The 17,815-nt window shown below is 65.2% G+C and carries 12 protein-coding genes; 8 read left to right on the top strand and 4 right to left on the bottom strand.

Going from position 1 to position 17,815, the window contains the following annotated elements:
- Window positions 1–202: 202 nt before the first annotated feature.
- From FMM79_RS15215 to FMM79_RS15205, 3 genes are read right to left on the bottom strand one after another with little or no spacing between them, the layout of a single operon-like run.
- Window positions 203–3,079: a TIM-barrel domain-containing protein gene (locus FMM79_RS15215; RefSeq protein ID WP_148628305.1), complete on the bottom strand. Its 2,877-nt coding sequence runs from the start codon at window positions 3,077–3,079 to the stop codon at window positions 203–205.
- Window positions 3,080–3,106: 27 nt separating this feature from the next.
- The gene (locus FMM79_RS15210; RefSeq protein WP_148628304.1) at window positions 3,107–4,738 is read right to left on the bottom strand and encodes a DUF5597 domain-containing protein; all 1,632 of its coding nucleotides are present in this window, start codon (window positions 4,736–4,738) and stop codon (window positions 3,107–3,109) included.
- Complete coding sequence (locus tag FMM79_RS15205) at window positions 4,738–6,990, bottom strand: hypothetical protein (RefSeq protein ID WP_240339232.1); 2,253 nt, start codon at window positions 6,988–6,990, stop codon at window positions 4,738–4,740. Before FMM79_RS15205 ends, FMM79_RS15210 begins: the two co-directional genes overlap by 1 nt.
- A gap of 137 nt (window positions 6,991–7,127) precedes the next feature.
- Between FMM79_RS15205 and FMM79_RS15200 the strand changes: the two genes are divergently transcribed.
- The 5 genes from FMM79_RS15200 to FMM79_RS15180 all read left to right on the top strand — a co-directional run bounded on the left by FMM79_RS15200 (window position 7,128) and on the right by FMM79_RS15180 (window position 12,296).
- Window positions 7,128–8,243 (top strand): fumarylacetoacetate hydrolase family protein, encoded by a 1,116-nt coding sequence (locus tag FMM79_RS15200; RefSeq protein ID WP_148628303.1) that lies wholly within the window; start codon window positions 7,128–7,130, stop codon window positions 8,241–8,243.
- A 52-nt stretch (window positions 8,244–8,295) separates the two neighbouring features.
- Window positions 8,296–9,081: an SDR family NAD(P)-dependent oxidoreductase gene (locus FMM79_RS15195; RefSeq protein ID WP_148628302.1), complete on the top strand. Its 786-nt coding sequence runs from the start codon at window positions 8,296–8,298 to the stop codon at window positions 9,079–9,081.
- Window positions 9,082–9,125: 44 nt separating this feature from the next.
- A complete protein-coding gene (locus FMM79_RS15190; RefSeq protein ID WP_148628301.1) occupies window positions 9,126–9,998 on the top strand; it encodes an SMP-30/gluconolactonase/LRE family protein in 873 nt (290 codons plus the stop codon).
- A 64-nt stretch (window positions 9,999–10,062) separates the two neighbouring features.
- A complete protein-coding gene (locus FMM79_RS15185; protein ID WP_148628300.1) occupies window positions 10,063–11,460 on the top strand; it encodes a sugar porter family MFS transporter in 1,398 nt (465 codons plus the stop codon).
- Window positions 11,461–11,462: 2 nt separating this feature from the next.
- Window positions 11,463–12,296, top strand: coding sequence for an aldose 1-epimerase (locus tag FMM79_RS15180; RefSeq protein WP_148628299.1), 834 nt, complete (start codon window positions 11,463–11,465; stop codon window positions 12,294–12,296).
- A gap of 6 nt (window positions 12,297–12,302) precedes the next feature.
- Here FMM79_RS15180 and FMM79_RS15175 read toward each other — a convergent pair whose 3' ends face one another.
- The gene (locus FMM79_RS15175; protein ID WP_148628298.1) at window positions 12,303–13,397 is read right to left on the bottom strand and encodes a LacI family DNA-binding transcriptional regulator; all 1,095 of its coding nucleotides are present in this window, start codon (window positions 13,395–13,397) and stop codon (window positions 12,303–12,305) included.
- Between the two features lie 139 nt (window positions 13,398–13,536).
- Here FMM79_RS15175 and FMM79_RS15170 point away from each other — a divergent pair, with 139 nt between their 5' ends.
- From FMM79_RS15170 to FMM79_RS15160, 3 genes are read left to right on the top strand one after another with little or no spacing between them, the layout of a single operon-like run.
- Window positions 13,537–15,972, top strand: coding sequence for a glycoside hydrolase family 3 protein (locus FMM79_RS15170; RefSeq protein ID WP_148628297.1), 2,436 nt, complete (start codon window positions 13,537–13,539; stop codon window positions 15,970–15,972).
- Between the two features lie 14 nt (window positions 15,973–15,986).
- Window positions 15,987–16,985: an alpha/beta hydrolase gene (locus tag FMM79_RS15165; protein ID WP_148628296.1), complete on the top strand. Its 999-nt coding sequence runs from the start codon at window positions 15,987–15,989 to the stop codon at window positions 16,983–16,985.
- Entirely contained in the window at window positions 16,982–17,776 is a 795-nt protein-coding gene (locus FMM79_RS15160; RefSeq protein WP_148628295.1) for a GDSL-type esterase/lipase family protein, read from the top strand. The genes FMM79_RS15165 and FMM79_RS15160 overlap by 4 nt, the downstream gene beginning before the upstream one ends.
- The last annotated feature ends 39 nt before the right edge of the window (window positions 17,777–17,815 follow it).

Below are 17,815 nucleotides of genomic sequence, written 5' to 3'. Positions count from 1 at the left end.
ACCGAGTGCACGCGCATCGGCGACTGTTTCAAATGAATTCAAGAGGCCGAAAAAACGGCACAATTCAGCGATACAACTATGTTTTATAGTCAATAGTGCCCCCTAAGGACTTGCCTGAGGGGACACACTTCTGCACGGGAAGGACTGGCCTGCCTCACTTTTGGAGGAGGAGAGGCGAGGCAGGCCAGCCCCCGCAAGGCAGTTACGGACGCTCGATCCGCACCACCTTGCCATTCCATGTCACTTGCGCATCGTAACTCGTCGCCTCGGCCACACTGTTGCCGGGAGCGATCCACTTCACGCGCACGGTACGGCTCTGGGGCATCCCCTCGTAGCCCTGGCCCTCACGTGCGCCGAGCGTGACGGTGCCGGTGGCATCATCGTAGCTGATCGGCATGCGCTCGAACGCACCGCTCTTGTAGCCGAGCGAGCGGCCATCGTCGTTGTAGAGCGAGAACGAACCGTCCGCGCCGGTGTAGACGACCAGCGTCACGGGCGCCTCGGGCTGCTCATCCACGTACTGGATCACCGGGCCCATCGGCACGATCGAGCCCGACTTCACGAACAGCGGCATACGCTCGGCAGGCGCGGGTACGGTAGCCGAGGTACCGCCCTCATAGGCCTTGCCCGTCTCGAAGTCGTACCAGGTCAGCCCCTTGCCCGGGAACCAGACCTCGCGCTCACGCACCTGATAATCTGCCACCGGCGCGACCAGGAAGGCCTTGCCGAACAGGAACTGGTCGTTGACCGAACGCGCCTTTTCATCCTCGGGGAAGTCCATGACCATGCCGCGCATGATCGAGCCATCCTTGAGGTAGGTGTCCGCGCCCAGGGTGTAGATGTAGGGCATCAGGCGGTAGCGCAGCTTGTCGTACCACACCATCGAGGCGCGCATGTCCGAACCTTCCGGCGCGATCTCGAAGATCTCGCGGTAGGGGAATTCGCCGTGGCTGCGGAAGATCGGGCTGAAGGCGCCGAACTGGAACCAGCGCAGGTTCAGCTCCTGCCATTCGGCAAGGTCTTCCGGCGTCGGGTTCTCGACCGTCCAGCGCGGCTCGACCGAGAAGCCGCCGATGTCGTGCGTCCAGTTGGCCAAGCCCGACATGGCAGTGTTCACACCCGCCGAGATCTGCGCCTTGAGGTCATACCAGCGCGTCGCAACGTCCCCCGACCAAACGGCCGAGCTGTAACGCTGAAGGCCCGCGAAACCCGAACGCGTGAGCAGGAAAGGGCGCACGCCCGGCTTGTAGGACGACCAGCCATCGTAGAACGCCTCGGCATTCATCAGCGGGAACGAGTTGAAGAACTCGGCCGCAGGTCCGGCTGCCGTCGGCCCCATCGTGTCAATGCGCTTCTCGATCGAAAGGTTGGAGTGCAGGTCAGGTTCGGACGCATCCGCCCACCAGGCGTCGAAGCCCTTGACCGCGATCTTCTTCTCGATCTGGTCCCAAAAGATCTCGCGGCCCTTTTCCGAATAGGGATCGTAGAAGGAATTGAGGTAGCCCACGCCGACCCAGTCCTTGTTCCCCTGCTCGATGTTGCCGTGGTACATCGCACCCGCGGCATCGAGCTGCTTGTAGTTGTCGGTAGTGGGATAGAACTTGGGCCAGACCGAGATCATGATCTCGGCGTTGTTCGCATGGACGTCCTCGACCATCGCCGCCGGATCAGGGAAGCGCGTCTCGTCGAAGTCGTGGCTGCCCCAGGCATCGTCCTTCCAGTAACGCCAGTCGAGCACGATGTTGTCGATGGGGTAATTGAGCTGACGGTAGGTGTGCAGCACGTCGAGCAGTTCGGTCTCGTTCTCGTAACGCTGGCGCGACTGCCAGAAACCGTAGACCCACTTGGGCATCATTTCCGACTTTCCGGTCAGCTCACGGTAGCCCGCGACAACACCGTCCATGTCCTTGCCCGGAATGAACCAGTAGTCCTTGTCGCGCGCGACCTCGCTGGTGAACCAGACCGAGTGGCGGTCGGCCTCGGGCATCGGGTCCTTGTGCAGCAGCGCCATGTAGCCCGCGTTGGGTTCCCACTCGATGCGCACCTCGGCGTCCCTGCCCGCGATCAGCGGCACCTCGAAATCGGCATACCAGGGGTTCCAGTTCTGGCGCCAGCGATCGAGCAGCAGCTTACCGTCGACGTAGACCTTGTAGTAGCTCGATCCATAGAGCTGGAACTGGTGGGTGCCGGTCTTCTCGGGGTGGAGCGTACCCGTCCACACCACGGTCTGGGTCTGGACCGCGTTACCGGCCGTGTTCTGGCCCTCGGTCGCGGCTTCGGTCTTCGCCTTGGCGGCTTCAGGCCACTTGGCCTGATCCTCAATGTACTGGTAGTCGATCGAGGCTTCCTGCTGCTCGACAGCGAGCTCGCCATCGAGGAAGTACTGCGCCTTGAAGCCGGGCTTGCCGCCCGAGGTAACCTTCAGGCCGCCCTCTTCGCCCACCAGGGTATACGGCATCGGGTTACCGAAGCGGGTGATGCTCTCGTTGTCCCAGAGCAAGCCGTAATTCTTCGTCGAGACGAGGAAGGGCGTGCCGATGTCCATGTTGTGCTGGGCAAGTTCAACATCCTTGCCGTTGTAGTCCATCACCGCCTGCTGGTGCTGGCCAAGACCATAGAAGCCTTCGTCGGTGCCACGGTTGAACTGCTGCGAGACGGTGACATAGGACGTGCCATCGGCCGAGGTCTGGGTGAACACGGCGGGCGCACTTTCGCTCAGCAGTTCCGCGCCCTTGGCGTCATAAAAGCGTACCTGCCCGGTCGCGGTGTCGATCGAGGCGCTGGCCTTCGCCGCGCTCACAAAGACATACCCCTGCTTTTCGCTCACCTTGTAGGTGCTGGCCTTGGGCGGGTTGGGCGCCATCAGGCTGGCGTTGGCGGCAGGCGCCTCGAAGCCCTTGGCGTCGGCCACGACGTGGAAGATGCCATCGCCGTGGAGAGTCACCGTCACGGTGTCGGAGGGACCGCTGTCGGGGGTGACGATAACGCCGCCGTCGATCTTTTCCACGCTGGCGGCCAGCGCTGGCATCGAACAGAGCGCAGAGCCGGCAAGCAGCGCTGACAATTTCACAAACTTCATTTTCGTATCCCCTGCCCTGTCAGGCTCTCACTTGGATGAATAGAAACCGGTGGTGACCTTGAGTACCTGAGGCCGGTCGATAAGGTTGATCCCGTAGTCGGTCTGGTCGCCGTTCCAGCGGCGCGTGAGTACCCACTTTCCGTTTTCGAACGTGCCCTCCTCGACCGAGACAACCACGCCGTTCGCCGCGCCATCGGCCGGACTGAAGCGAACGCGCACGTGATCGCCCATGACAAGATACTCGGTCTCGGACAGCTGCGCGACCGCCACGCCGCCCACCGGCGCATCGGCCCATTCGGGCGGCTTGGACGGGAGCCAGGTCCAGTCCTTTTCACCAAACTGCCACTGGCCCCAGTCCGCGCTGATCTTCCACTTGCCCAGAACCGTCTCGCGCGTCGAACCGTCGTCGGGCTTGGCCGCTCCCCAGGTCGGGCGGGTGTAGGCGATCTTCGCCCAGTCGCGCGCGATGGGGGCGATCGTCGCATAGGGCAGTGCAAAGGCGCCCAGCGTTTCATCATCCAGCGCCCGCGCTCCGAGCGGGTAGTTGAAGAAGCCGGTGTCATCCATGCCGAACGGCGCAAAGCCGATCCCGCCGCGCCCGATGGTGGGCCAGAAGAAGCGCGCAAACTCGATCGAATTGCCGATCTCGGGCACCATCAGCGCGTTGTCAGGCCGGGCGTACTTGTCGAGATAGGCCACGATGTTGGCGCTCTCGCGGTCATAGATGTCCGGTCCGGCGAAGTCGATGTCGGGCGCGGCCGCCTTCCAGATGTCGAGCACGTCCCACTGCGGTCCGCCACTGGCAACGCCCGTGGGATCGGGCACGTTGGATGGGCCTGCGAGCGAGGCGTTGACGTACATTGGCAGGTTCTTCACCGCCTTGCCGGCCTTGGCGACCTCGTTCACGAAATGGGCAACATGCCAGGTCTGGAAGGCACGCGGAGCCTGCTTTCCATAGACCTCTTCCCAGGTGCCCGACTTGCCCTCGACCTTGGCGAGGGGCGCCGGAATGGCTTTGGCAAACTGCGCGTTGGCTGCGGCCGAATAGTCGCGCGGGACGCGGTAGGAGCCAGTCTCGTTCTCGGGCTGGACCATGATGACGGTGTTTTGCGCATCATGGTCGCGCAGGTATTCCATGACCTTCGCGAAAGCCCGGCGATCTGCATCCAGCGTATTTTGCGAAAGCGGCGAAAGGACGTAGTGGTCCGAGCCATCGGGCGCTTTCATGCGGGGAAAGCGCGCGTTGTCGAGCTTCACCCAGGCCGGGGTATAGCTGGGGCTCGTGTTCTTCCAGGTTCCGAACCAGAGCAGGACGACGCGCTTATCATGCGCCCGGGCACCTTCGAGCAGCGCCTCCAGATAGCTGAAATCGAAACGCCCTTCGACCGGCTCGATCTGCTCCCAGGCAATCGGAATCTCCAGCGTGTTGGCGTGCATTGCCTCGAGCACCGGCCACACCTCGTCCAGCATCGCGGGGTAGTTGCTCGAGTTATTGGCCTGCGCGCCCAGCATCAGGAACGGCGCGCCATCGACAATCAGCGCATGGCGTCCGCCCTTGCTTTCCAGGCGCGGCAATTCGCCGGGCGCGGCGAGCGCCGGGACGGCCATTACCGCCCCAGCCAGAAGCGCCAGAGGCGCTGCGATAGGTGGAAACTTCATCACTTTCTCTCCCCCGCACCGCTTTTCGGATCGCCATAGACAATGCCGCGGCCGTCGGTTGCAATATAGACACGCCCGAACAGGCGCGGATCACCGGTGACCATGCGGATGCGCAGGCCCCACTGATGCTGGTCATCGTTGATGCGCTGCCAGTTCGCACCACCATCGAGCGAGCGCCAGATCGCGCGCACGCCCTGCTTCGCCCCCAGTGCATAGAGTACCGGCACATCGGCATCGGACACGCCCTTGCCCAAGCCATAGCGCTCGACTTCGAGATCGCCGCCCGTCCGGTCCCAGTTCTCCCCGAAATCACTCGAATACCACAAGTCGCCGCCCAGCTGCAGCCACACGTTTCCGGCACGGTTCGGATCAGCCAGGATCGGCGCAGGCGCCTCGCGGTCGGCCGAGTAGGCAGGCGAGAGATCGCCCGGCAATCCATGACCGCCCGCTTCCATGAAGTGCGCGCCGCCATCGTAGCTGCGCACGATACGGTTGTTTGCAAAATCGATGGCATAGAACCGGCGTGCATCGCGCTTGTCCGAAGTCACGCGCGCACGGGAGGGCAGACCTTCGACAGCATGCCAACTTGCCCCGTGATCGCGCGAGTAAAGCGGCTCATCCGTCTCGACAAGGAACGTGCTCCCGTCCGCGGACACCGTGATCGCCGCATTGCCGGTCTCCTGCGGGAGGGGAGAGCCATCGGCGTGGCGCTCGCCCTCGGGCACATAGAGCGCCTTCCAGCTCATCGCCCCATCGTCCGACCAGGCAAGCGAGGTGTCCGGCACCGTGCGCGCGTGGGTATTGCCGCTGCGCACCAGGATGTGCGGCGCATCGCCCGCATAGTCGAGGGTGTTGGTGTTGGAAAGAAACGGGTTCACGTGCTGCGTCGCCGGCGAGACCGCGAAGTCGTCATGCCGGAAGCCGCCAATGTCCCCGAAACCGGAGATCAGGTGCGCGCCGCCAGTCGGGCTGACCATCGTGATGATCGCGGTCTGCTCCACACCCTTTGTCCACGGCTGCCAGTGCATCGTGTCGCTCTTGTCCAGCTCATCCGTTGCATAGACGGTCGCGCCCGTCACATAGGCCGCGTGCCCCGCATCGTAGGGATCGATGGCGAGCCCCGCGATCCAGTGCCCGAAATTGGCCTTGCCGCCGAAGTCAAGGAAGGGCGTTGCCGACACGTCGCGCACCGAGCTCTTCCACAGCGCGTCCCAGTGCGTCCCTGCATCGTGGCTCAGCCATACGGTGTCGACGGGGTTGCTCCGGTCTACGGTGCTGACGGCCAGCATGGCGGGGTCCTGCGCCGAAACAGCCACGCCCATGTAGCCACCCTCGGGCGCATCCGCCCCCTTCTGCGGCGTCACGTCATGCCAGCTTTCCTTCGCTGGATCGAAGCGCCAGACCGCGCCGCGCGTTATGCCGTTGGGTCCGATGGCATCGCACAGCGTAACCGTCAGCACGTGATCGCTGCCGACCACGGCCTTGACCGCCAGGAGGCCGTGGTCGGGGCCACCCGCAACCGCCTGCCAAGTCTGTCCACCGTCCTCTGAGCGGTAGATGTGCGCGCCCTCAGGATCGGCGTTGCCCACGAAGACACGCCCCTTCACCGCCGGATCGAACACCACGAAGGAAAGCCCTCCATGTGTTGCACGTCGACCTTCAGGGATACCCATGCCTGCCAGTGGAAAGGCATCGACCTTGCGCCAGCTCGCGCCCGCATCCTCGCTCTGCCACAGGCCCTGGTGCCGCGAACCGAAAAACAGGCGCTGATTATCGGACGGATCGATGGCGAGCCGTTCGCCCAGACCACGCCCGTCCTCATTTCCGCCCATCGCGAAGGGAACATCGGCGCGCGTCCAGTGCGCACCATAGTCGCGCGAGCGGAAGATGGCGGCCGGCGCGCCCTTGTGCATGCCCGCCGCCAGATAGACCGTGCCCGCATCGACGGGATCGGCCGCCACGCTTTCGATGCCCATGAAGCTGCCTTCGGAAACGCCGTCCAGAAGCTGCACCCAGCGGTCCGCCTCCGCGTCCCAGCGGTAGGCGCCGCCCATGTCGCTGCGCAAGTACGCCAGCCCCTTCTCGATGGGGCTGAAGATGATGCCGGGCGTGAAGCCGCCTCCGCCGACGCGTACGTGCTGCCAGTCGTAGGAAGCCGATTCGGTTTGCTCAGAGCGGGCAAAGACCTGACCTGCAGGCGCCGTCAGGGCCGCCCCTGCGAGAGGTAATGTGAGCGCATAAAACGCTGCCATATGCGCCTTGCCCCAGGCCATAACTTTCCCGCTCTCCTCACGATCGAACCTTACGGTCGACCAATCCCAAAGTCGCGTCTTGACGCTGTCGTGGTTGTCATAGATAACGCTAACACCTGCGGAGGGGAATAGCACTGATGAAAAATATACCGGCCCTTAACAGGGGCCTGCCCGAAGACTGGCGCGCCGGTACGTTTCTTGGCCGTATCGAGACCAGCGAAGGCCCCAGCCCCATTCTGATTCGCGACGGACGTGTCTTCGACATGGCCAGAGTCGCGCCGACCGTCGCTGATCTCATCGCACAGAACGTGCGCGACGGCGGCACCGAACTGGGCGGAACCGAGGTCCTCGACGAGGCCACGCTGCTCAGCCCGATCGACCTGCAGTGCGTGAAGGCCTGCGGCGTGACGTTCGCGGTTTCCGCGCTCGAACGCGTGATCGAGGAACGCGCCCGCGGCGACTACCGCAAGGCCCAGGAACTGCGCGGCAAGATCGAGGACGCGCTCGGCGGCTCGGTGCGCACCACTGTCCCCGGTTCGGCGGAAGCCGACGCGCTCAAGCAGGCCCTGATCGGCGAGGACCTGTGGTCGCAGTACCTTGAGGTCGCCATCGGTCCCGACGCGGAAGTCTTCACCAAGTGCCCCGTCCTTGCGACCGTAGGCCAGGACGCCGAAATCGGCGTGCGCTCGGATTCGAGCTGGAACAATCCGGAACCCGAAGTGGTGATGGTGGCCGGCCCCGACGGCAAGGCCGTGGGCGCGACGCTTGGCAACGACGTCAACCTGCGCGACTTCGAAGGCCGCTCCGCACTGCTTCTGGGCAAGGCCAAGGACAACAATGCGAGCTGCTCGCTCGGCCCCTTCATCCGCCTCTTCGATGACGGCTACACCATCGAGGACGTGCGCAGCGCCGATGTCACGATGACCATCGAGGGCACCGACGGCTACCGCCTTGAAGGTCACTCGACCATGCGCGAGATCAGCCGCGACCCGGAGGATCTGCTGGGTCAGGCCATGAGTGAGCACCAGTACCCGGACGGCCTCGTGCTGTTCTGCGGCACGCTGTTCGCTCCCACGCAGGACCGCGACGAGCCGGGCAAGGGCTTCACCCACAAGGTGGGCGACACGGTAACCATCTCCAGCGCCCGTCTCGGCACGCTCACCAACACGGTGCGCACTTCGGCGCAGGTCGCGCCCTGGACCTTTGGTCTCTCCGACTTCTACCGGAATCTCGCCAAGCGCGGGCTTCTCTGAACCTTCTTCCACTTTCCAGAACGAGAACATAGACTTGGGCGAGCACGACACGATGCTGAGCATGGCTTCCACCGATAGCGCGAACGCTATCTACCCTGACCTTCAGGACAAGAAGGTCATCGTCTCGGGCGGCGCGAGCGGGATCGGCGAGGGTCTGGTCAAGGCTTTCGCACGACAGGGCGCGCAGGTGGCTTTCATCGACATTCAGGACGAGGCAGGCGAGGCGCTTGCGCGTGATCTGGCCACCCAAGCCCGGCATGCTCCGATCTACCGCCACCTTGACCTGACCGACATCGAAGCGGTCCAGCAGACGATGAAGGATCTCGTCTCCGAACTGGGCGGGATCGACGTCCTCGTCAATAACGCGGCCAACGACGACCGCCACTCCATCGCGGAGGTCACGCCCGCGTTCTGGGAAGAGCGCATGAACGTGAACCTGCGCCACCAATTCTTTGCCGCGCAGGCCGTGGCACCCGCAATGAAGGCGGCCGGCGGTGGCTCGATCATCAACTTCGGATCGATTTCCTGGCACCTCGCCCTGCCCGACCTCGTCCTCTACCAGACCACCAAGGCGGCCATCTCGGGCCTGACGCGCAGCCTGGCGCGCGATCTTGGACGCGACAACATCCGCGTCAACACGGTCGTCCCCGGCAATGTGAAGACCCCGCGTCAGGAAAAGTGGTATACCCCCGAGGGCGAAGCGGAAATCGTGGCTGCCCAGTGCCTTTCGGGCCGCATCATGCCCGACGACGTCGCCGCACTTGTCCTCTTTCTTAGCTCGCAAGGGGCCCGTATGTGTACCGGCCACGATTACTGGATCGACGCTGGCTGGCGCTGATCCGGCCCCTTCGAGCCGATAGATAACACAAGGACGAGAGAGCGATGCAGGCAGACCATTTCCTGAAAGTCGGTGCACACCTGGGCGAAGGCCCCTGCTGGATCGACGGCGCACTGTGGTTCGTCGACATCAAGGGCAACACCGTCTTCAAGGTCGATCCCGAGACCCACGCGCTCAGCCGCTGGGCGACGCCCGAGCATGTGGGCTGGGTCCTGCCGAGCGCGCACGGCGGCCTCATCGCCGGTCTCCAATCGGGCCCGCATCGCCTCGATCCCGAGAGCGGCACCCTCACCCGGATTGCACAGGTCCACACCGACCTGCCCGACAACCGCTTGAACGATGCCGCCATCGATGCCGAGGGCCGCGTGTGGTTCGGCTCGATGGACAATCTGGAAGAGAGCCAAACCGGTGTCGTTTTCGTCCTCGACAAGGGCGAGGTCCGCGAGACCGCGATCCCGGCCATCACCATCACCAATGGCCCGGCGATCTCGCCGTGCGGCTCCTGGCTCTACCATGTCGACACGATCGGCAGGCAGGTGTTCCGCCATGCCATCCAAGCCGACGGCACGGCGGGTGAAAGCGAGCTCTTCCTCGACTTCACCACGCCCGAGCGCGACGACTGGGGCCACCCCGACGGCGCGATCTGCGATGCAGAGGGCGGCATCTGGCAGGGCTTCTTCGGCGGGGCGGCCGCGCGCCGCTTCGCGCCTGACGGCACGCTGACCCACGAGGTCCGCTTCCCGGTCAGCAACGTCACCAAGATCGCGCTGGGCGGCCCGGACGGCCGGACCGCCTACGCCACGACCGCGCGTCAGGGCCTCGACGAGGCCGAACTGGCCGCGCAGCCGCAGGCGGGCGATCTCTTCACCTTCCGGGTCGATGTACCCGCAGGCGCTCCACGCAGCGCCAACACCTGATTTGAGCGCGGGCCGCACGCTGCGCCCAAGACCTGCGGCGGCCCGTTGGGAAAGGATTACTGGAATGGACAGGGTTGAGATCAACACCCGCCTGGTGGCGCTCGTCGTCGCCGTGGCAACCATCGGCGGGTTCATGTTCGGCTACGATTCGGGCGTCATCAACGGAACGCAGAACGGGCTCGAGGCGGCTTTCGACCTCGGCAGCCTGGGCATCGGCATCAACGTCGGCGCGATCCTTGTCGGCTCCTCATTCGGCGCCTTCATCGCAGGCCGCCTGTCCGACCGGATCGGGCGGCGCGGCACGATGATGCTGGCCGCCGGGCTGTTCCTCGTTTCCGCCCTTCTCGCGGGCGCAGCAGACTCCTCGGCCATCTTCATCATCGCGCGCATCATCGGCGGGCTCGGGGTCGGCGCGGCGAGCGTAACCTCGCCGGTCTACATCTCCGAGATGACGCCCGCCGAAGTGCGCGGCCGCCTCTGCAGCGTGCAGCAGGTAATGATCATCACCGGCCTTACCGGCGCCTTCCTCGCCAACTTCGTGCTGGCACGCTGGGCCGGAGGTTCGACCGCAACGCTCTGGCTCGACTTCCCGGCATGGCGTTGGATGTTCTGGCTCCAGGCGATCCCGGCGCTGATCTATTTCCTCGCACTCCTGGGCATTCCCGAAAGCCCGCGCTACTTTGTCGCGCAAGGCCGCATCGAGGAAGCCCGCGCCGTGCTGACCCGCCTCTTTGGCGCGGCCACCGCGCAGCGCAAGGTCGCCGAGATCGAAGCCTCGCTCGCCGCCGACCATCACCAGCCCAAGCTCTCCGACCTCGTCGACAAGGCCACCGGCAAGATCCGCCCGATCCTGTGGGTGGGCATTGGCATCGCCGTGTTCCAGCAGCTCGTAGGCATCAACGTCGTATTCTACTATGGCGCGACGCTGTGGCAGGCGGTGGGCTACACCGAGGATTCCGCACTTCAGATCAACATCATTTCGGGCGCGCTTTCGATCGGCGCCTGCCTCATCGCCATCGCCTTCATTGACCGCCTGGGCCGCAAGCCCCTGCTTCTGATCGGCTCGGCAGGCATGACCGTGACGCTGGGCGTAGTCGCCTGGGCCTTCTCGACCGCCGTCACCGGCGCAGACGGAGCCGTGAGCCTGCCGGGCAACGCAGGCCTCATCGCGCTGGTCTCGGCGAACGCCTACGTCGTCTTCTTCAACGTCAGTTGGGGCCCTGTGATGTGGGTGATGCTGGGTGAGATGTTCCCCAACCAGATCCGTGGATCGGCGCTCGCCGTGGCCGGTTTTGCGCAGTGGATCGCGAATGCGGTGATCTCGGTCAGCTTCCCGACGCTGGCCAAGACGCCGGGACTTTCGGTCACCTACGTGCTCTACGCGCTGGCCGCGCTCGTCTCGTTCTTCTTCGTGCGAGCCACGGTGATCGAGACCCGCGGCCGCGAACTCGAGGACATGTAAAGGTGCGGATCGAAGCGGGCGACTGGGCCCTCACTCTCGATCCTTCTGCGGGCGGAATGATCCGCGCGCTGACCCGGCGGGGCGCGGACATCCTGCGCCCCATGCCCGAGGGCAGCGCCGAGCCTCTGGAAAGCGCTTGCTTTCCCCTCGCGCCCTACGCCAACCGGATCGCGCACGGACACTTCAGCTGGGCTGGTGAAGCCATCACCCTCACCCCCAACCATCCGGCCATTGCGCACCCGATCCACGGAACCGCCTGGTTGGGCGAATGGATGGTGCGCGATAGCCGGGAGGACTCGGTCACGCTGGTCTGTGCGCATACAGCCAGTGCCGACTGGCCCTGGTCCTTCGCGCTTACACAGACGCTGCGCCTGAGCGCGCAAGGGCTCACCGCGAGCCTCGAGATCACCAACACCGACACACGCGCGATGCCTGCGGGCCTGGGCTTCCATCCCTGGTTCGCGCGCACGGAAGTCACCGCAGTTTCCTTTGGGGCCAAGGGTCTGTGGCTGGGCGATGCCGAAATGCTCCCGACCGAGCACACCGCCCCCGACGCCCTTGGGGACTGGAACTCGCCCTCCCCGCTCGACCTGCCGCACCTGGTCGACAACTGCTACACCGGATGGGACGGCGCCGTGCACATCGCCCGGCGCGACGGCGACCTCCTGCTCGAAAGTGCGGGCACGCCCTATCTCCACCTCTTCGTTCCGCAAGGCGCTGACTTCTTCTGCGCTGAACCGCAGACGACCATGCCCGACGCCGTCAACCACGACGCCCCTGCTCCGCTCGAACCGGGCGCAACACGCACTCTCGATATGACGATCCGCTCGGCCTGAGAGGACTCAGACCGTTGCGGGAACCCGCGTTGCCGGACGGCGGCGCGGGGCAGCGTCGGACTGCCGGCGCACCAGTTCGTAGTCGACCATGATGCGCTGATCGCCCACTTCGGCGCTGCGCTTGTTGCGCAGGAAAGTGGCCAGCAGCTCCACCGCCTGCCGGCTCATCGCGGCGATGGGCTGGTGGATCGTGGTGAGTTCGGGCCAGATCGTCGTGGCCATCGCCACATCGTCGAACCCGCACACGGTAAGATCGCCCGGCACATCGAGCCCGCGGCGGTGCGCCACGGCAACAGCGGCGGCGGCCATGTCGTCGTTGCTGGCGAAGATAGCGGTGGGTGGATTATCCTGCGCAAGCAGCTGCTCGGCCGCATCGAGACCGGAGCGATAAGTAAAGAAGCCTTGCGCGACGAGCGCCTCGTTATAGCCAAAGCCCGCATCGGCAAGCCCCTGCACATAGCCCTCATGGCGATCCTTGCTCGCCGCAAGGTCGGGATGGCCCAGAATGAAGCCGATCCGCTCGTGCCCGAGAGAGGCCAGGTGCGCGGTCATTTCGCGCGACGCGCTGGCATCGTCGATCAGAATGGTGGCGATGCCATCCTGCTCCTTGGGGGTCGCTACAGCCACCGTGGGAATGTCGGACTGGCGCAGTACGGTTAGGACTTCATCCGATTCGCAGATCGGCGGAGGCAGGATCACGCCATCGACACCGCCTGTCACCATGCGCTCCACCGCCGTGCCCAGCTCCTCGCCCTCTTCCACCTTCTGGATGACGATCTGCACGTCGAGCCGGCCTGCCTCTTCCAGACTGCCGACGATGAAGGCCGAAAGGAACGCTTCGGAAGGGTTGGAATAGAGCAGTCCGATGCGGATCTGCGAGGCCCCGGCCAAGCTGCGCGCGGCGCGGTTGGGGGCGTAGTTGAGCTTGGCAATCGCCGCGTTGACGGTGTCGCGCGTGGACTGCCGCACCTTGGGCTCGGCGTTGATCACCCGCGAGACGGTCATCATCGAGACACCCGCCATCGCAGCCACGTCTGCAATCGTCGGGGCTCCCGTCTGCCGGGATCGCGGGGTCCGGCGTTTGCGCTCACTATCTGCCATAAGGCAACCTTAGCAGGACTTCGCCAAAGGCAAAGACGTAGCCTTGGCAATGCCAAAAATTTCACGTCGGCGAAAAATGGTAGCGTAATCATTCTGCATGTCCTAGGGTTCGCACAGAGAATTTCTGGACGAGGATGACATGAGGCGTTTCAACCGCATCGCGCAGGCGTTTGCGCTCAGTTCCTGCGCGGCGCTCGCGCTGGCCCAGCCCGCACTCGGCGAAGAGGCTCCCACGCCCACCCCGGTGCACCCGGACAAGTGGCCCGCAGCCAAGAGCCCCGACTTCATCGATCCCGCCATCGAGGCCAAGATCACCAAGCTGATGGCGCGCATGTCGCTGCGCGAGAAGGTTGGCCAGATGATCCAGGCCGACACCGCCGCAATCACCCCTGAGGATCTGCGCGAATATCCGCTCGGCTCGATCCTCGCAGGCGGCAACTCGCCCCCACTCGGCGCGCCCGACCGCTCGCCCGCAGAGCCTTGGATCGCCACCAGCCATGCCTTCGATGCGGTCGCGCTGGAGAAGCGCAAGGGCCACGTCGCCGTTCCCATCATCTTCGGCATCGATGCGGTTCATGGCAATTCCAACGTCGTGGGCGCCACGCTCTTCCCGCACAACAGCGGCCTTGGCGCGATGCACGATCCCGAACTGATGCGTGACATCGGCCGGGCGACCGCCGCCGAAACCGCGGCAAGCGGCATCCACTGGGCCTTCGGTCCGACGCTCGCCGTACCGCAGGACGATCGCTGGGGCCGCGCCTACGAGGGGTACTCGGAAAACCCCGCGCTTGTTGCCGCCTACGCCGCGCCGATGATCGAGGGCCTGCAGGGCGCGCCCGGCACCCCCAACACCGTCCAGGCGGGCCGCGTTTCGGCCAGCGTCAAGCACTTTCTGGGCGACGGCGGCACCAGCGAGGGCATCGACCAGGGCGACACCCAGGTCGACGAGGACACCCTCATCCGCATCCACGATGCGGGCTACCCGCCTGCCGTCGATGCCGGCACGATGACTGTCATGGCCTCATTCCAGAGCTGGAACGGGATCAAGATGCACGGCAACAAGGCGCTGCTCACCGATGTGCTGAAGGGCCGCATGGGCTTTGACGGGTTCGTCGTGGGGGACTGGAACGGCCATGGCCAGATCCCGGGCTGCACCAACACCGACTGCCCCGACACCTTCAACGCCGGTCTCGACATGGCGATGGCGCCCGACAGCTGGAAGGGCCTGTTTAACTCGACCCTCAAGCATGCCGAGGACGGCACCATCCCGATGGCGCGCATCGACGATGCTGTGCGCCGCATCCTGCGCATCAAGTTCAAGCTCGGCCTGTTCGACGCCGCCCGGCCCTATGAAGCCAAGTGGCAGGACGTGATGGGCGCGCCCGAACACCGCGCGATCGCCCGGCGCGCCGTGCGCGAGAGCCTGGTGCTGCTCAAGAACGAAGGCGTCCTACCGATCAAGTCCAGCGCCAACGTGCTCGTTGCAGGCGAAGCGGCCGACGACATCGGCCGCCAGTCGGGGGGCTGGACCCTTTCGTGGCAGGGCGATGGCAACACCAACGCCGATTTCCCGGGCGCGACCTCGATCTACGCCGGTATCGCGCAGGCGCTTGATGCGGGCGGCGGCACGGCCACGCTCTCGGTCGATGGCAGCTTCACGCAGAAGCCCGACGTGGCGATTGTCGTCTTCGGTGAGGAACCCTACGCGGAGCTTCGCGGCGATATCCGCAGCCTTGAATTCCAGCCCGGCGACAAGAAGGCGCTCGCACTGCTGAGCAAGCTCAAGGCCGCCGGCATCCCGACCGTCTCAGTCTTCCTCTCGGGCCGCCCGCTTTGGGTGAACCCCGAGATCAACCAGTCCGATGCCTTCGTCGCGGCCTGGTATCCGGGTTCTGAAGGGGCTGGCATCGCCGACGTGCTGGTAGGTGGCCAGACCGACTTTACCGGCAAGCTCTCCTTCAGCTGGCCCAAGCGCGCGGACCAGTTCCGCCTCAACGCGGGCGAGGCAGACTACGACCCGCTCTTCGCGCTCGGCTATGGCCTGAGCTATGCGAAGACCGGCCACGTCCCCGCGCTCGGCGAAGAGCCCGGCATTGATGCCAGCGCCACCAACACCAGCACCTACATCGCCGATGGTATTCTTGCGAAGCCCTTCACGATGAGCCTCGACGGTGCGGTTTCGCAGCGCCTGGTCGACAGCGCCGACCGACAGGAAGGCGCGATCCGGCTCGACTGGGCGGGCGAAGGGCAGATGAACATCGACGGCCCCAACCTCAAGCTCGACCGCGAAGCCAATGCGGACATGAACGTAGAAGTGATCTACCGCCTCGACACCGCACCGTCCGCGCCGGTCACGCTCTCGCTGGGATCGGGCACGGTGCGCATCGACGAGGCGCTGACCAAGGTGGGCACGTGGTCCTCGCTCAAGATCTCGCTCAAGTGCTTTGGCGAGCATGGCGCGTACCTCGGCGGCGTCACCAAACCCTTCGCACTGAAGGCCAAGGCGCCGTTTGCGGTCTCGATCTCGGACATGCGAATCGCCACCGACCCGGCCGGTACGGTCTGCCCCAAGTAAGGAGTGCGCGCACGATGAAGGCCCCCAACACCACGTCACGCCGCGCGCTTCTGGGCGGCATGGCCGTGGCGAGCCTCGCCACGGCCATGCGCGGCCCACCGGCCAGCGCGGGTTCGACCGCGGTCACCACTTCGGGCCCCACGATCCCGCTCTGGCCCGGCTCGCCCCCGGGCGCTCCGGCCCGCTTGCCCGTGCGCCACGACAAGCAGGCGAGCGACAATCCCGACTTCAGCGAACGGATCATCACCGGCATCGCGCAGCCCTGGCTCGAAGTGCGCCAGCCTGCCTACCGCACCGGCGCGGCCACCCTGCTGATCCCGGGCGGTGGCTACGGCTTCCTCGCCTGGGACAACGAGGGCGAAGAGCAGGCCCGCTGGCTGACCCAGCGTGGCGTCACCTGCTTCATCCTCTCCTATCGCCTTCCCGCAGAGGGTTGGGCCAATCGCGCCCTGGTGCCCTTGCAGGACGCGCAGCGCGCGATACGGATCATCCGTTCGCGTGCCGGTGACTTCGCACTCGATCCACAGCGCCTTGCCGTCCTCGGCTTCTCCGCAGGCGGGCACCTGGGCGGAAGCCTCGCCACGCGCTTTGCCGAAACGACCTACACCCCGGTCGATGCACTGGACGAGATTTCGGCTCGGCCCGACCTTGCCGGGCTGATCTACCCGGTCATCACGCTCTCCAAGCCCTTCACCCACGCCGGGTCGCGCGACAACCTGCTGGGCGAAGGCGCCCCTGCCAAAGATGCCGAATACGCCTCGGTCGAGAACCGCGTCGGCGCGGACACGCCCCCGGTGTTCCTGACCGCATCGAGCGACGACGGACTTGTGCCCATCGGCAATTCGCTGGCGATGTATTCAGCCCTTCTGGACAGGCAGCGCCCGTGCGAGTTCCACGGCTTTGACAAGGGCGGGCACGGCTTTGGGGCGCGTCTCGATGCGGCCACGCCGGCCCATGCCTGGCCCGACCTGTTCCACGCCTTCGGCGCACGCCACGGGATTTTCGCGGCATGAAACGCCTTGCCCTGCTGTTCGCCGGAGCCACCCTTCTCATCGCGGCGGACGAACCGGCGCCCTACCAGTCGAGCCCGGAACGCCGCACCGTCGAGGAGACCCGCGACTGGGGCCCTTGGGCCGGTCCGTTTCGCGACAAACTCGTACCTTCGATGATGCGCGATTTCGGCGAGCGCTATCTCTATGCGCCTGCCAACGAGAAGCTGGCTCCGCCGGCACCGGGGGAACAGCGCGTCGTCTTCATGGGCGATTCGATCACCGACCTGTGGAACCTGGAACGCTTCTTTCCCGGCAAGCCTTATGTAAACCGCGGGATCGGCGCGCAGGTGACCGCGCAGATGCTGGTCCGCTTCGAGCAGGACGTCGTCGCCCTGAAGCCCCGTGCCGTAGTCATTTTGGGAGGCGTCAACGATGTCTCGGGCATGCTGCAGGTGGAGACCGCCGAGGGCATTGTCAGCAACATCACCGCGATGGCCGACATCGCTGAACGCCACGGCATCGAGGTCATCCTTTGCTCGATCCTTCCGGTCACCAATACGCCCGAGGCGCAGTGGATCGAGGCCGAACGCAAGCCCGCCCAGCTGCGCGCGATCAACGCTCGGCTACGCCAGCTTGCCGCCGCACGCGGCTACGCCTTCGCCGATTACGCCCCGGCGATGAAGACCGAAATGGGCCTGCTGAAACCGACATTCACGAAGGATGGCATCCATCCCACCGCGGCAGGCTATGCCGTCATGACTCGCATTGTCGCAGCGGCGATCTCGCAGGCCCTCGACAACGATAATCGCTAAGCGATCAGTTCGCCCAAATCGAAAATTTTCATGCGCCTT

The organism is Novosphingobium sp. BW1 (genome assembly GCF_008107685.1).
GTDB lineage: Bacteria > Pseudomonadota > Alphaproteobacteria > Sphingomonadales > Sphingomonadaceae > Novosphingobium.
The sequence above is the reverse complement of the archived record's forward strand: the minus strand, read 5'-3'. Positions and strand labels throughout refer to the sequence as shown.

Excerpts from the sequence above, each read along its gene's own strand:
- FMM79_RS15170 (WP_148628297.1), top strand. The coding sequence starts at position 13,537 with ATGAGGCGTTTCAACCGCATCGCGCAGGCGTTTGCGCTCAGTTCCTGC.
- FMM79_RS15205 (WP_240339232.1), bottom strand. The coding sequence starts at position 6,990 with ATGGCAGCGTTTTATGCGCTCACATTACCTCTCGCAGGGGCGGCCCTG.
- FMM79_RS15165 (WP_148628296.1), top strand. The coding sequence starts at position 15,987 with ATGAAGGCCCCCAACACCACGTCACGCCGCGCGCTTCTGGGCGGCATG.
- FMM79_RS15160 (WP_148628295.1), top strand. The coding sequence starts at position 16,982 with ATGAAACGCCTTGCCCTGCTGTTCGCCGGAGCCACCCTTCTCATCGCG.
- FMM79_RS15215 (WP_148628305.1), bottom strand. The coding sequence starts at position 3,079 with ATGAAGTTTGTGAAATTGTCAGCGCTGCTTGCCGGCTCTGCGCTCTGT.
- FMM79_RS15175 (WP_148628298.1), bottom strand. The coding sequence starts at position 13,397 with ATGGCAGATAGTGAGCGCAAACGCCGGACCCCGCGATCCCGGCAGACG.
- FMM79_RS15210 (WP_148628304.1), bottom strand. The coding sequence starts at position 4,738 with ATGAAGTTTCCACCTATCGCAGCGCCTCTGGCGCTTCTGGCTGGGGCG.
- FMM79_RS15190 (WP_148628301.1), top strand. The coding sequence starts at position 9,126 with ATGCAGGCAGACCATTTCCTGAAAGTCGGTGCACACCTGGGCGAAGGC.
- FMM79_RS15200 (WP_148628303.1), top strand. The coding sequence starts at position 7,128 with ATGAAAAATATACCGGCCCTTAACAGGGGCCTGCCCGAAGACTGGCGC.
- FMM79_RS15185 (WP_148628300.1), top strand. The coding sequence starts at position 10,063 with ATGGACAGGGTTGAGATCAACACCCGCCTGGTGGCGCTCGTCGTCGCC.
- FMM79_RS15195 (WP_148628302.1), top strand. The coding sequence starts at position 8,296 with ATGCTGAGCATGGCTTCCACCGATAGCGCGAACGCTATCTACCCTGAC.